Raw genomic sequence first — 13,349 nt, forward strand, 5'->3', positions numbered from 1 at the left:
CCCTCTGGTAATGGACGCCGACGCGGCAGACCGGCCGGAATCCGCCCCGGATCCCGGTGAGCAGGCGACTCCGGGTGGCACCGACGACCGGCTGCGCGGCGTCGTACTGGCCGTGGCGGGGCTGGCCGCGCTGGTCGGCGGCGGCTGGTGGTGGCAGGCCGAGGCGCCCCGCACCGACCCCGTACCGGCCGCGTCGAGCAACGTCGCGCCGGCGGACCGGGCCCGACTCGGTGTCTCATCGCAGGCCGGGGCCCGGGTCATGGTGACGGAAGGGGCCGGGGGCATCACCAACGTCTGGGTCGTCGATCCGGCGACCGGTGCTGTGGTCGGGACCGCCCCGGGCAGCGGCGCCACCTTCCGGACCGACCCGCGCGGCGGCGACGCGCTCCGGGTCGACGTCAGGCCCGGCGGGCCTGACGATTCCCGCCGTCTCATGGACGAACGGCTCGACGGGGCCGTGCGGCGCGGCGGGCTGGACAGCTTCCCCGGCACGCTCTGGACCGCCCGGGCCCTACTGGGCCCGGGGAAGGGCCTGGTCAAGCAGGCCTCCGCCGAGGGCGGGGCCCGGCACCTGCTCCAGTACCGCTGCGTGGGCCCCGGCGAGTTGCTGATCGTGGTCGAGGGGGCGTGGGCGGCGGACCCGATCACCAGCGCCTGCGACGGCTCGGTCACGTTCACGGAGGTCACCGGCAGGGGCGGGCCGTTCCAGGTCTCGCTGTCGAGCGCCAACGCCGAGCCGCTCCGGGTCGAGGCGCAACTGGTCGCCATGCCCTGACCCGCACCTTCCCGGGGTCCGCCGCCTCCACCACGCGGGCCACGGTGTGGCTCAGGCGGCGAGGCGGGTCAGGTCGGCGCGGTAGTCCTCGGCGGAGCGGATCTCCGGCACCACCCTGACGAGGACGCCGGAGCGGTCCACCAGCAGCGCGGTGGCGGCGCCGGGGCGGGCCGGCAGGTGCAGGAACGCGCGCAGCCCGCCGGCCGGGTCGGCGAGCGGTCGTACGGTCGCCCCGGCGGGCGGCGTGGCGCGTACGGGCCGGGCGTCGGCGACCGTGACCACCGTGACGCCGGGCGGTGCCAGGGCGGCGGCGGTGGCCACCTCCTGCGGGCAGGGGCAGCCGTCGACCAGGATGATCATCGCGGGCACCAGCGCGCGCAGGGGCACCGGTGACTGCCCCGCGTCGACCAGGTCCAGCGCGGGCAGCGGTCGACCGGCCAGCCCGGCGGGCGGCGCGTGCGGGGCGGGGGTGGGCTGCGGGGTGGAGCGGTCGGTGCGGGGCCAGGTGACCGCCGCGAGGCCCGCGAGGGTGGTCAGCACCGCCACGATCAACACCAGCAGGGGCAGGGCGTACGGGGACCGGGCCGCGGCGGCGCGACGGGGCGTACGGCGCAGCTCGTGGCGGATCTGCTCGGCCTCGGTGGCCAGGGCGGAGGCGTCGTCGGGCACGACCACCCGGCCCCACTCGGGCGGCAGGTCGGGCAGTCCGGGGCCGTCTGCGTCGGGCTTGCCCATCGCACCCCCAGGGACGTCTCGGCGAGCGGACAGCGGCTCGGCCTCCAGCGTCCCGCACGGGGCCGGCTGCCGCTACACCTGGGCGCGTACCCGCCCGGCGGGCTACCATGGGAGGAGCGCATAGCCCTTGATCTCGACGTTCGCGTCACTCGTGCCGGGACGTCATCCAAGCGTTACGGAGCGTGGTCAAACCACCGGTTTGGCGGCCTGTCAAGCTGAAGAAATACCTCTCACAGGGCCCCTGAGCTGCGCCAACGGTCAGGACAGCGGTGAGACATCGGTGCCTGAGCGTGTTACCCTAGACACAGCGAAAGGGGTTTCGAACCTATGGTTTTCAGTGTCGGCGAGACCGTTGTTTACCCCCACCACGGGGCCGCACTCATCGAGGCAATCGAGACTCGGGTCATCAAGGGCGAGCCTAAGCAATACCTCGTCCTGAGGGTCGCACAGGGTGACCTGACGGTCCGGGTGCCCGCCGAGAACGCCGAGATCGTGGGTGTGCGCGAGGTGGTCGGCGAAGAGGGCCTCGGCAAGGTCTTCGACGTGCTCCGTGCACCGCACACCGAGGAGCCGACCAACTGGTCGCGGCGTTACAAGGCGAATCTGGAGAAGCTGGCCTCCGGTAACCCGCTGAAGGTCGCCGAGGTCGTGCGCGACCTGTGGCGCCGGGAGCGGGAGCGGGGTCTCTCCGCGGGTGAGAAGCGCATGCTGGCGAAGGCCCGCGACATTCTCGTCGGCGAGGTCGCGCTGGCTGAGAAGAGCACCAAGGACGAGGCGGAGACGCTGCTCGACAAGGTCCTCACCGAGGCCTAGTCCCCACAGCATCGTCGTACCCGATTCGTGGCGAACAAACCACCGAGGACCGCGACGTGACCGCGCAGCTCAATCCGCGCGGTGACGTCGCGGTCCTCGTGCCTGCGGCCGGTGCCGGCGTACGGCTCGGCCCCGGTCGTCCCAAGGCGTTGCGCCTGCTCGGCGGGGAGCCCCTGCTGGTGCACGCCGTCCGCCGGCTCGCCGCCGCGCCGTCGGTGCACACCATCGTCGTGGCTGCCCCGGCCGCCGAGGTCGAGGCGGTGCGGGACCTGCTCGCCCCGGTCGCCCCGGTAACCGTGGTGCCCGGCGGCGCCGAGCGGCAGGCGTCGGTGGCCGCCGCCCTCGCGGCGGTGCCCGCCGGCCCGCAGATCGTCCTGGTGCACGACGCCGCCCGAGCGCTGACCCCGCCCGACCTGGTGGAGTCCGTCGCGGCGGCCGTCCGCGCCGGTCACGACGCGGTGATCCCGGTGCTGCCCGTGGTCGACACGATCAAGGAGGTCGGCGCCGACGAGGTCGTCCTCGGCACCGTCGACCGTTCCGCGCTGCGGGCGGTGCAGACCCCGCAGGGCTTCCGCCGGGCCGTGCTGACGGCCGCGCACGCCGCCGCCGGCGACCCGCTCACCGACGACGCGGGCCTGGTCGAGAAGCAGGGCGTCCCGGTGTCCTGCGTTCCCGGCTCGGAGCACGCGCTGAAGGTCACCCGCCCGTTCGACCTGGCGTTGGCCGAGCACCTGCTCGCCACCGGCGCGTGACGCGTACCCTCTTCGCATGATCGTTCCCCGGGTGGCCATCGGCACCGACGTGCACGCCTTCGAGGCGGGCCGGCCGTGCTGGGTGGCCGGCCTGCACTGGCCCGACCAGGACGGCCTGGCCGGGCACTCGGACGCCGACGTGGCCGCGCACGCCGCCTGCAACGCGCTGCTCTCGGCGGCGGGCCTCGGGGACCTGGGTGCCAACTTCGGCGTGGGCCAGCCCGAGTGGGCCGGCGCGTCGGGCGTCGCCCTGCTCACCGAGAGCGCCCGCCGGGTGCGGGCCGCCGGCTTCGCGATCGGCAACGTCTCCGTGCAGGTGGTCGGCAATCGGCCCAAGATCGGCCCGCGCCGCGAGGAGGCACAGCGGGTGCTCTCCGAGGCGGTCGGCGCGCCGGTGACCGTCTCCGCGGCGACCACCGACGGCCTCGGCTTCCCCGGGCGCGGCGAGGGCCTCACCGGCATCGCGGTGGCCCTGGTGTACGAGGCTCCGGCCGCCTAGGCTCGCCGCGATGTCCAGCGACGCCACCTCCGACCGCTCCGCCTTCGACGGCTACGTCCAGCGCGCCGAGCTCCTCGCCGAACTCGGGCGCTACGACGAGGCCGCAGGCGAGCTGGCGTACGCCGTCGCGCTGGACCCGGCCAGCGCCGGGGCGCTGACCATGCTGTCCCGGGTGCACCTCGCGGCCGGCCGGCCGACGGAGGCGCTCACCGCCGCCGATGCCGCGGTCGCCGCCGCTCCGGACGCCGTGCCGGCGCTGGTCGCCCGCGCCCTCGCCCTCGGCGACCTGGAGCAGTACGCCGAGGCGGCCCGCACCGCCGACCGGATCCTGGCGCTGGGGCCCGACGACGCGTACGCCCAGCGCAGCGCCGCGGCGATCCTGGCCGGCTCCCGCAACGGGCAGCCGGCGCTGAACGCGGCCTGGCGCGGGGTCGAGCTGACCCCCGAGGAGCCCGAGGCGCACCTGGTCCTGGGGTTGGTCGCCGCCAACATGCAGCTGTACGACCTGGCCGAGCGGGCCTACCGCGAGGCGCTGCGGCTGGACCCGCAGCTCGCCGAGGCCCGCCACGACATCGGGGTGCTGCGGCTGGAGCAGCGGCGCTGGAGCGAGGCGCTGGAACACCTGGCCGAGGCCGCCGCGATGAGCCCCGGCCGGATCGACTCCGGCCGGACCATCTCGGTCGGCCTGCGCCAGCTCGTGGTCTACGGCGCGGGCTGGACGATGATCACCGCCGTGCTGATCGCCTGCATGGCGCCGGGCAGCCCCGGGCTGTCCCGGGTCGCGGCGGCGTTCGCGGCGCTCGGCGGGGCCCTGGTCGTCTGGCGCTTCGCCGCCCGGCTGCCCGGCCTGGCCCGCACCATCCTGCCGAGCCTGCTGCGCTCCGACCGCGTCCTGGCGCTTGCCGTCTACGCGGCGGCGACCGCCCCGGCGCTGATCCTGCTCTACGCCCTGGTCGGCACCCCGTGGCCGCTGGTGCTCGCCATCCTCGCCGCGACCGCCGCCGAACTGGCCGTCCTCTCCCGCACCACGGCGTGAACCGGCACCGGCTGGCCGGTCGGGACCGATCGGCCCGTCGGCTGGCCCGGGGGATCCGCCCTCAGCCGAGGGCGAGGGCGTAGAAGACGCTGGCGTCCAGCCCGTCGAGCAGCAGCAGGTGGTTGAGTTCGTCGTCGAAGAATCCGCCGATCGGGGCGCCGGAGAGCCCGAGGGCCGTCGCGGCGAGCAGCAGGTTCTGGGCGAGGTGGCCGGTCTCCATGGCGGCGAACCGGTAGCCGCGCAGCCCGTACCGGGCCCTGGCCCGGCGCAGGTCAGCGACCACGAACAGCCAGAGCGGCACCGTCTCGACGTCGAGCCCGTTCGGACCGGGCGGGGCGTCGGTCCCGGTGGGTACGAACTGCGGCGCGACCCGGGACAGCCGGTCGGTGCCCGGATCGGGTGCCACCCGCTGGAGGGCGTGCCGCTGCGGCAGGTACTCGTAGAGTGCCGCCGGCACCGAGGCGACCCGCCGGGGGAGCACGAGCAGCCGGGCGGTCGCCAGGGCGCCCGGAGTCGGGTACGCCAGCCGTCGCTGGTCGCTGCCCGGCGGCGAGGTGTCACCCGCCGCGTAGCGCAGCAGCCGGCCCAGGCCGGCCACGTCCGTCTCCCCGCCGCCGAAGTCGTACCGGGTGCGGCGGTCGAGCAACACCGCCGCGAGCGTGGTGTCGGCGAGCGCGCCCGGCGTCGGCTCGGGCAGTGTCAGGGTCACGGCGTCGGACGGGCGGGGACGATCCGGTGCGGGCCCGACCGTGCGGGGACGCTGGCTCGGCCACCGCGTACGGACGAACTTCGCCCCCTCGTGGTAGGCCCGGTCCGGGGCGTCGACCCCGTCGGCGTGGAAGTCCGGCGCAGCGGCCGGCGCTCCGTACGCCAGCGACGCCAACCAGGCGAGGTGGCACTCGGCCGGGATGCTCAGCCCGAGACGGTTGTGCAGCATGTGCAGCTGTGACGCGAGGATGCCGGGCAGCGTCCCGCGCAGCCGGCCCTGCCCGTCGACCACGCGTAGCCGCTCGGCGTAGGCGGCGACCTCGTCCGCCCAGTAGTTCACGGACGTGCTCGCACCCCTGCCGCGCGCGACGATGTCGGCGATGAGCCGCCGCCGGGCCGGGTAGACGGTCGCGTCGGCGTGGAAGTCGCGTTGCGCCGCGACCAGGGCCGGGCCGAGGTCCTGACCGTGCGCCTCGGGCACCAGCGTCCAGCCGTTGGCGTAGCCGCGCAGGAACCGGACCGCCTCGTGCCCGGTGAGACCGCTGGCGGTGAGGAACCCGAACAGCAGGTCCACGGCGGTCGACCGACGCCGGGCGGGCGGCGCGTCGAGCAGCGCTGCGGCGACCCGGCTGGACGCGGCGAAGAGCTCCTCGGCCGCGCCGATCGCGTCCGGGCCGCCGTACCGGTCGACCTCCGGCCGGTACGGCTGTTCGAGCACCGTGCCGTGCGGGTGCCAGCCCAGCTCCGGCCCACCCCCGGCCCCGTGCCCCACGTCGGTCCGGTCGGAGGTGTGCACCCCGAACTGGGCGTACCAGTCCGCCGGACGTAGTTCCCGGGCCGGTGGCGGCAGCGCGGCCACCGCCTCGACCAGCCCGGCGCGCATCCGCCGTAGCGTCTCCGGCGTCGCGTCGGCCACCCGCCAGCGCAGGTGCGGCCCGCCCTCCCAGTACCGGACGAAGAACCAGGAGGAGATCTCGCCCCGGGCGAGCAGGTCCGTCGTGGTCGGCACGATGTGCTCCCGCAGCACCGTCTCGGTGCCTTCGGAACCGGCGTGCAGGTGGACGTGCAGGGCGGACCAGCGACCCATGCTGGGCTCTCCTTCAGGGGAACGGGTGGGGCAGGACCGGGCGATCGGGGGCGGCGAGCCGGGCCTGCCGCAGGCGGGGCAGGTCGATCCGCCGGTTGAGGTGCCCGAAGGTCATCGGCACCGCCCCGGGCGCGATGACCTTGACGGCGGCCAGGCCGAGGCGCCGTTCGCCCGCCCCGGTCTGGTCCACCACCAGCGGCGGCGTCCCGGCGGCGGCCATCGCGGCGAGGACCCTGCGCAGCACCTCGGTCAGGTCGGGGTGCAGCCACCGCTCGCGCCAGCCGGCGAAGTGCTCGTCGAGCGGTCGCGCCGGGCCGACGGCGGCCTCGGAGAGCGCGAAGTCGAAGCGGGGCAGGGTCTCTGGCAGCAGGTGCAGGGCGGCGTGGTCCCCCAGTTCCGCCACCAGGTCGGCGTCGGCGAGCATCGCGAGCAGCCGGTCGCGTGGCGGGCGGGCCACCTTCGCCGCGACCGCCACGTTGACCCCGACCTCCAGGATCGCCGCCGCGGCGGCCCGGCGGGGATCGGGATGCGCCCCGGCGGCGGAGAAGGTCGCGCCCCGGTCGGTCCGGTCGGTGACGGCGAGGGCCCAGACGGCCGGAATCCCGACGTCGCTGGTGACGTCGAGCAGGTGCAGCCGGTAGCCCTCCGCCGCGATCCGGTCGGCGAGGTGCCGGGTCAGCGGATCGGTGTCGGGCGGCAGCGCCAGAGCCGGTGGCGGACGGCCCGCGTACCAGGTGAGCAGGAAGGCGTCCCGCTCGATCGTCTCCAGGCAGGCGTGCAGGACGGCCTCCTCCAGGCAGCCACCCACGGCGCAGCCGCTGGAGGACTCGTGGAGGAACCGGGCGGCCCCGGCCCGTGCCACCCCGTAGTAGGCCGCGTGCTCCGGCACGAGGACCGGTCGACCGGCGACCAGGTCGTACGCCCACACCCACGAGGTGACCGTGTCCGGGGTGTAGGGGTCCAGCCGGTACGCGGGATGACGGACGGCCTCGGGCTCCGGCAGGCCCAACCGGGTGGGGTCGACGGCGTCGGCGGCGAGCTCCCGGTAGCTGCCCAGCGTCGTCGTCCGGCGGCCCTGCGGGCAGCGCCCGGCCTCGCGTTCGACCGCCTCCAGCAGGGCCAGCACCTGCGCGGTCGGATGGTCGGCCGCTCGACCGTACCCACCGACCCGACCGGACCGGCCGGGGACGGGCATCTCGGCCGCCGCGAGCGCGAGCGGACCCTGCCCGTCGGAGTGGACGTGCGTGACCGGCCCGTACCGGTGATCGACGAGTTCGGCGCGGAGCACGCCCAGGTCCGGCGGTTCGGGGCGGATCCGTAGGCGGTCGGGCGCGGGTTGCCGGCGGGAGCGCAAATTGATCGTGGCGGCACCGGCCGAGTCGGGTGGCAGGGCCCCGCAGGCCGGACAGTCCGGCACCGCGCGGATCAGGTGCCGGCCGAGCGAGCCGTCGCGGACCGACAGTACGCTGGCGACGCGCGGGTCGGCGTCGTCGGCGAGCCGGCCGGCGACCAACTCCCCGATCAGCCCCCGCCAGTACGGCGGCAGCGGCAGCGGCCGGGCGTCGGCGAGCAGCGAGGCGGTGCCGCCGGAACCGAGGACGGCCTGATGCCGCGTGTCGGCGCACCGCAGGCAGCCGCCGACGCCGCGACTGCTCAGCGGGCCGATCTCGATCGTCGTCCCGCGCGCCCGAACCGGCAGGTACGCCCTGCCGGCCGCGTGGGCGGCCCGCTGTTCGGTCAGATGCCGGGCCGTCGGCCAGTCCACCCCGACGCCCACCACGACGGCCCGACCTGTCCGTCGTACGGCCGGGGTGCCGACGGCGATCGCCCGGAACAGGCGGTCGTCGTCTCCGATCACCCGCACCGGGCCGTCGTCCGCCGCGCCGGAACCGAGGGATGCGGTGTCGGGGTCGACCGGTGGGCGGGCCGGCGCCGCTCCCGCCGTCGGCCCAGTGCCTGGCGCCGGGACACCGGCGAGCGCCCCGGTACCCGGCGCCGGGACACCGGCGAGCGCCCCGGTCCGCGCTGGGAACGGCCGGGACTGCCTGCCGGTCGGCTCGCCGACGCGCTGGACGGCCCCGCCGCGCAGCGACAGGGCCGTGCCGTCGGCGAGCCCGGCCAGCGCGCGTACGACCTCGTGCGCCACCAGGAACGGCAGCAGCCGGTGGCCGGTAGCCGGCCCGACCGGACCGGCGTCCGTGCCTGCGGGGTCGGTGGCTTCGGTGGACGCCCGTTCCCGTCGGGGCCGGTGCGCGTCGAGATCGGCCTGGCCTGCGGTGGCCTGGCCTGTGGCGGCCTGGCCTGGTGCGGCGGGGTGACCGGCTGGGGCCAGCGGGCCGATCAGTGCGCCGTCCGGCCGGATCGTCACCGGCAACACGGCGGGTCGGGAGGAGCCGGAACGCCGGGACGCGGCCCGGCGGCACGGCTCCCGCCGGTCGTCGGGGTCCTCCGCGTGCACGCACACGACGAGGTCCGCGCCGACGCCGACGGACAACCCGGAGGCGGTCAGTGCCGCGCGTACGGCCAGCGGAAGGTCGCCTTCGCCGGTGACCTCGACCGCGCACCGCGACACCGCGTCGAGCGCCCCGGTCGGATCATGCGCGAGCCCCGCCAGGCAGGCCGCCAACGGGTGGGCGTCCCGCGCCACCCGGACGTCGACCAGGACGTCGTGCTCGGCGAGGAGACCGAGCAGCCAGCCCACCGCCCTGGCGGTCTGGTCGGGCAGCCCCGGGGTGGCGGTCGCCGGGTCGAGGCCCCGGCGCAGGAGCGGCTCCAGCCGTCGCCACAGCTCGCCGGCGACCGGCGGGCAGGTCACCACCGAACCGGACCACCAGCCGCCTACGAGCAGCCCGCCCTCGACCACCCGGACCAGGGCGCCCGGTCGCAGGGTCACCTCGCCCCACGTCGCCTCCATGCGGGTCATCCGGTGCGGGCGGCGAAGGCGTCCTGCCAGGACACACCGTGGATCTCCTGGGTCGCCTCGACGAGCAGGTGGGCGCCGAGGTACCGCTCCATCGGCGCGACGTCGCAGAGCGTCAGCAGTTGGTAGAGCATGTTCGTGCAGAACCGGTAGACCTGGAACTCCCGGCTCGCGGCGATCCGTTGGAAGCCCGACGCCTCCAGCGCCCGGTGGTAGGCGCTCGCCCCGCGACGGCTCAGGTCCCACCGGATCGCCGTGGCGTCGTCGAACGAGGTGGTGAGACGCCGGAACTCGGCGGAGAAGGCGCCGTTGAGCGCACCCGCGTCGTACGCCCGCTCGGCGATCCGCCACGCGGCCGCGCTCCAGGCCCGCCACGCCGCCGCCACCGGCTCGGTGGTGTCCGGCGTGGACGCCTGCCGGACCAGGTCGTGGTACCTCCCGCCGGCCCGCTCGGCGAAGGCCGCGAAGCGCGGGCGCAGGAGGTCGTCCCGCTCGCCGAAGAGGAAGTCCTCCAGGTGGGACAGGAAGGTGTGGTAGCCGGACAGCAGCCGGCCGGGCCAGGTGTCCGCGTGCGCGGCCATGGCGGTGACCACGACGCCCACCCGGGCGGCCTGTGCGTCTCCGACGAGGGCGAGCTGATCGAGCGACACCCGTACCGGAGCCAGCCCGGCGGCGAGGACGTCGGCACGGCATTCGACCGCGCCCGGCGTGCCGAGCAGCGCCACCAGGGCACCCTGGTCGCCGTCGGTCACCAGCACCGTGTTGTCGGGCCGGATCGGGTCGTACGGGGGCGGTACGAGTTCGGCCCGGCCGGCCGCCTCGGAGCGGCGCAGCAGCAGTTCCTCGTCGAGGCCGGCGCGCGACGGCGCCACCGCCAGGTGCGCACGCAACCGCTCGGCGGCCTCGGCAGCCGCCGAGGCACGGTGCGCCTCGGGCCCGCGCAGCCGCAGGCGTACGTGGGGGCCGTGCAGCCAGTGCCGCTCCAGGTGGACGGAGAGCCCGGCACCGCGCAACCGCTCGGCGAGAGGCAGGACGGCGTCGCGCAGCAGCGGTGCCTTGGCCTCCTCGTGGTAGTGACACACGACGTCGGTGGTCGGAGTCAGCCCGGTCACGGTCGTGCTCGGCTCGGTCATGGCTGGACTCCACTCGGCTTGATGGTGTGGTCGGACGGCCGGCGCCGGACAGGTTCACGTCGATCGACGACCCCGGGGGCCGCGCGTCCGGTCACGGGAGGGCCGCCGGCAGGTAGGTCTCGACGACCAGTTCGGTGACCCGGTGCGGCCGGTCGTGGCCGGCGGGGCGGGGCAGGGCCTCCTCGACGACCAGCCGGCCGGTGATCCGCCCGAGCCATCGGGGGACACAGCGCAGGTGCAGCGGGCTGGCCAGGTCGACGAACTGCGGCTTGGGTCGGGCGACGGCCTCCCGGAGCCCGGCGACCGCCGGGGGCGGCGGCGGGGCGGGCGGATGGTCCGACGGCTGCCCGGCCTGGCCGCCGGGGTGCTGCGCGCCGTGGCCTGGTGCGGGCGGCTGCGCGGCGTGGCGGCTGCCCTGGTTGAGGAAGACCTGGTCGGGCAGGTCCCAACCCGCCCGCAGCGCCGCGGCGGCGGCGACCGACGGCCCGGCCGGCGGCGAGCCGAGCCCGCGGAGGTGCCGCTCGGCGCCCTCGTCGAAGCGCCAGCTCCGGCGGGCGAGGACGACGCGGCCACAGCGGAGCCGGTCGGAGACCACGGCCTGTCCGCCCGGGCCGGACACCGTCCGGGTCGCGGCCAGGTGGCGGAGCCCGACCTCGCTGGTGCCCAGGTCGCCGAGCAGCGCGGCCACCCGGGCCGGTAGCGCCGGTGGCGCGAGGAAGCCGAGGTACAGCACGTCGAGCAGCTCACCGGTGGTCGGATCGAGCAGCCGGATCTGGTCGCCGGCCGGGTCGTGCACCAGTTCGATCGAGGTGAGGTCGAGCCCGCCCAGTCGCTGGTCGTCGCCGATGTCCTCGCCCACCAGCAGCGGGTGCAGGTTCGCGTTGAACCCGTGCACCGGTCGGAACTGGGCCACCCGGCCGCCCAGCACCCGGCGGAGCTGGGCGGCGACCGCGTCGCGCATGCCGGTGTCGCCGAAGAGGTCCAGGAAGCGGCTGGTGAACCGGCCCCAGCCGCCGTAGATGTGGTTGAGGTGCAGCGATCCGTCCGGGCCGTGCTGGCCGAAGAAGGCGTACGACACCGGTCGGGTCCGCAGCCAGCGGGGCAGCGCGGCGGCCGCCTCGGCGACGAGTTCGGCGGCGACGACGGTCTGCACGCCGTCGCTCGCCCCGTCGGCGTGTACCGCGCGGACCACCTCCTGGCGCAGCTCGGCCAGCTCGGCCAGCTCGGGCACCCGGTCGACCGGGTTGCCCGTCAGGGTCCCGTCCGGGGTCACCGTCGGCAGGTCACCGAATCCGGCGCCGACCTCGGCGAAGAACTCGCCCAGGTCGGCACAGCGGCCCCCGGGGCCGTAGCGTTCGACGAACCGGTGTCGCAGGAGCCGGCGCGACACCTGATCCCCGTCGAACAACAGGGCGAGGCCGGTCAGCGCGGCGAGGTCGGCGGTGTCCGCGGGCGGCCGGGTCAGGCGTACCGGCCCGGGCAGCACGACGTCCTCGGTGACGGGCGCGTGGGACGGCGCGGTGGCGCCCAGCTCCCCCAGGGCCTGCTGCCAGCCGGCGCCGATCCGCCGCACGAGCGCGCCGCGTCGCGCCGCGTCGACCTCGGCCAGCGACCGGATGTCCTGGTCGAGTTGCCGTACCTGCTCGGCGAGGGCGGGCGCGCCGGTGTCGGCGAGCCAGTCGGCGACCGCCGCCAGCGCCGCCGGGTCGTGCTCGGTGGTCGGGGGCACCGGAACCAGCAGGCGTTCGTCGCAGAGCTGGGTGACGAGGCGCCGCGCGCGACCTTCGGCCTCGACGGCGTCGGCGGCGGGGCGGCCCGCGCCTCGGCCGAGGGCCGCCACGAGTTCCGCCGGCGGGTGTCCGCCCGGCGCGGCGCGGAGCACCCGGATGATCGCGGCCAGCGCGGGCCGCAGTGGCATCCGGACGCGCTCCTCCCGGATCACCGGCATGCCGTCGGCGCCGGTCGTCGGGTGCTCCCGGTAGAACACCACGTGCCCGTCGTGCACGCGGGTGCCCGGGGCCAGCCGGTGCGGGATGCGCGGCAGCTGGCCCGGGCGGCTGGCCCCGGCCAGGAAGAGGCTGGCGACCAGGTTGGCGGGAGGGCGGGTCACCGGCAGCGGTTCTCCCGCTGCCGTCAGGTCCAGGCCCGCCGCGAGGTCTGCCCCGCCGGGCGGGGACGTCGGCGGGGCGGGAACGGCTCCGGCCTCCGGCCAGGGGGCCCAACCGACGACGGTGTACCAGGACAGCGGGCTGGTCCGGGTGGTGGCCCGCAACGCGTACCGGAGCACGGTGGGTTCGGACTTGCGGCCGCGGGCGTCCGGCTCGCCGCCGCGCGCCGCCGTCCGTCGCACCGCCGCCAGCAGCTCGGGGCTGGTCAACGCGGCGGCCCGGCCGAAGGGCTCACTGCCGCACAGGGCGGCGAGCGCGATCCGCTCCTCGACCAGCACCGCATCCGACGAGGCGTCGACGGCGGCGGTGAGCCGGTCGATCTCGGCCCGGGCCCGCAGCCAGCACCCGAGCGCCGGCAGCCGGTCGGGCAGGTCGCCGAGTCGGTCCCGGAGGTCGCCGGCCGGAGACCGGCCGTTGTGGACGTCCCGCCGCAGCGGCAGCAGCACGGAGCGGCGGTGCGCCGTCGGGGCCTGGCCGCCGAGCCGGTACAGCTCCTCGGTGAGTTCGGGGCCGAGGGTCCGGCACTCGACCAGTCGGTCGACGAGTTGGTCCTGGAGGCGACGCAGGTGCCGTCCGGCCGGTCCGGCCGCCGGCTGGTCGACCGCCGTCCTGCGGATCAGCACGTACGGAGCGACCTGCACCGCCGACGCGACTCGGCCGCCCGCTGCCGGAGTCGGCGGCGGGGCAGGGGACTGGCGGGTGGTCGTCACGCTCTCCTCCGTA

The 13,349-nt window shown here is 76.2% G+C and carries 10 protein-coding genes; 5 read left to right on the plus strand and 5 right to left on the minus strand.

Annotated elements, in window-relative coordinates; translation table 11 throughout:
- The first annotated feature begins 10 nt into the window (after positions 1-10).
- The gene (locus GA0070610_RS29905; RefSeq protein ID WP_089003121.1) at positions 11-775 is read left to right on the plus strand and encodes a hypothetical protein; all 765 of its coding nucleotides are present in this window, start codon (positions 11-13) and stop codon (positions 773-775) included.
- A 51-nt stretch (positions 776-826) separates the two neighbouring features.
- Here the strand turns inward: GA0070610_RS29905 and GA0070610_RS29910 are convergent, their stop codons facing one another.
- Positions 827-1,510: a hypothetical protein gene (locus GA0070610_RS29910; RefSeq protein WP_089003122.1), complete on the minus strand. Its 684-nt coding sequence runs from the start codon at positions 1,508-1,510 to the stop codon at positions 827-829.
- A 327-nt stretch (positions 1,511-1,837) separates the two neighbouring features.
- Here GA0070610_RS29910 and GA0070610_RS29915 point away from each other — a divergent pair, with 327 nt between their 5' ends.
- Genes GA0070610_RS29915 through GA0070610_RS29930 form a run of 4 tightly spaced genes read left to right on the plus strand, consistent with a single transcriptional unit; the run spans position 1,838 to position 4,610 of the window.
- Entirely contained in the window at positions 1,838-2,323 is a 486-nt protein-coding gene (locus tag GA0070610_RS29915) for a CarD family transcriptional regulator (RefSeq protein ID WP_007073334.1), read from the plus strand.
- 56 nt (positions 2,324-2,379) lie between these two features.
- Positions 2,380-3,075 carry a 2-C-methyl-D-erythritol 4-phosphate cytidylyltransferase gene (ispD, locus tag GA0070610_RS29920; RefSeq protein WP_089003123.1) on the plus strand — a complete coding sequence of 232 codons (696 nt, stop codon included), beginning with the start codon at positions 2,380-2,382 and terminating at the stop codon, positions 3,073-3,075.
- A 16-nt stretch (positions 3,076-3,091) separates the two neighbouring features.
- Positions 3,092-3,574 carry a 2-C-methyl-D-erythritol 2,4-cyclodiphosphate synthase gene (ispF, locus tag GA0070610_RS29925; protein ID WP_089003124.1) on the plus strand — a complete coding sequence of 161 codons (483 nt, stop codon included), beginning with the start codon at positions 3,092-3,094 and terminating at the stop codon, positions 3,572-3,574.
- A 10-nt stretch (positions 3,575-3,584) separates the two neighbouring features.
- A complete protein-coding gene (locus GA0070610_RS29930; RefSeq protein WP_089003125.1) occupies positions 3,585-4,610 on the plus strand; it encodes a tetratricopeptide repeat protein in 1,026 nt (341 codons plus the stop codon).
- A gap of 61 nt (positions 4,611-4,671) precedes the next feature.
- Here the strand turns inward: GA0070610_RS29930 and GA0070610_RS29935 are convergent, their stop codons facing one another.
- From GA0070610_RS29935 to GA0070610_RS29950, 4 genes are all read right to left on the minus strand, one after another.
- Positions 4,672-6,405: a thiopeptide-type bacteriocin biosynthesis protein gene (locus tag GA0070610_RS29935; RefSeq protein WP_089003126.1), complete on the minus strand. Its 1,734-nt coding sequence runs from the start codon at positions 6,403-6,405 to the stop codon at positions 4,672-4,674.
- Positions 6,406-6,418: 13 nt separating this feature from the next.
- Positions 6,419-9,319: a TOMM precursor leader peptide-binding protein gene (locus GA0070610_RS29940; RefSeq protein ID WP_089003127.1), complete on the minus strand. Its 2,901-nt coding sequence runs from the start codon at positions 9,317-9,319 to the stop codon at positions 6,419-6,421.
- 5 nt (positions 9,320-9,324) lie between these two features.
- Positions 9,325-10,458: a lantibiotic dehydratase C-terminal domain-containing protein gene (locus GA0070610_RS29945; protein ID WP_089003128.1), complete on the minus strand. Its 1,134-nt coding sequence runs from the start codon at positions 10,456-10,458 to the stop codon at positions 9,325-9,327.
- Positions 10,459-10,549: 91 nt separating this feature from the next.
- Positions 10,550-13,336 carry a lantibiotic dehydratase gene (locus GA0070610_RS29950; protein ID WP_157747278.1) on the minus strand — a complete coding sequence of 929 codons (2,787 nt, stop codon included), beginning with the start codon at positions 13,334-13,336 and terminating at the stop codon, positions 10,550-10,552.
- Positions 13,337-13,349: the final 13 nt, after the last annotated feature.

It is taken from the genome of Micromonospora echinofusca, from assembly GCF_900091445.1.
In the GTDB taxonomy this organism is placed as follows: domain Bacteria; phylum Actinomycetota; class Actinomycetes; order Mycobacteriales; family Micromonosporaceae; genus Micromonospora; species Micromonospora echinofusca.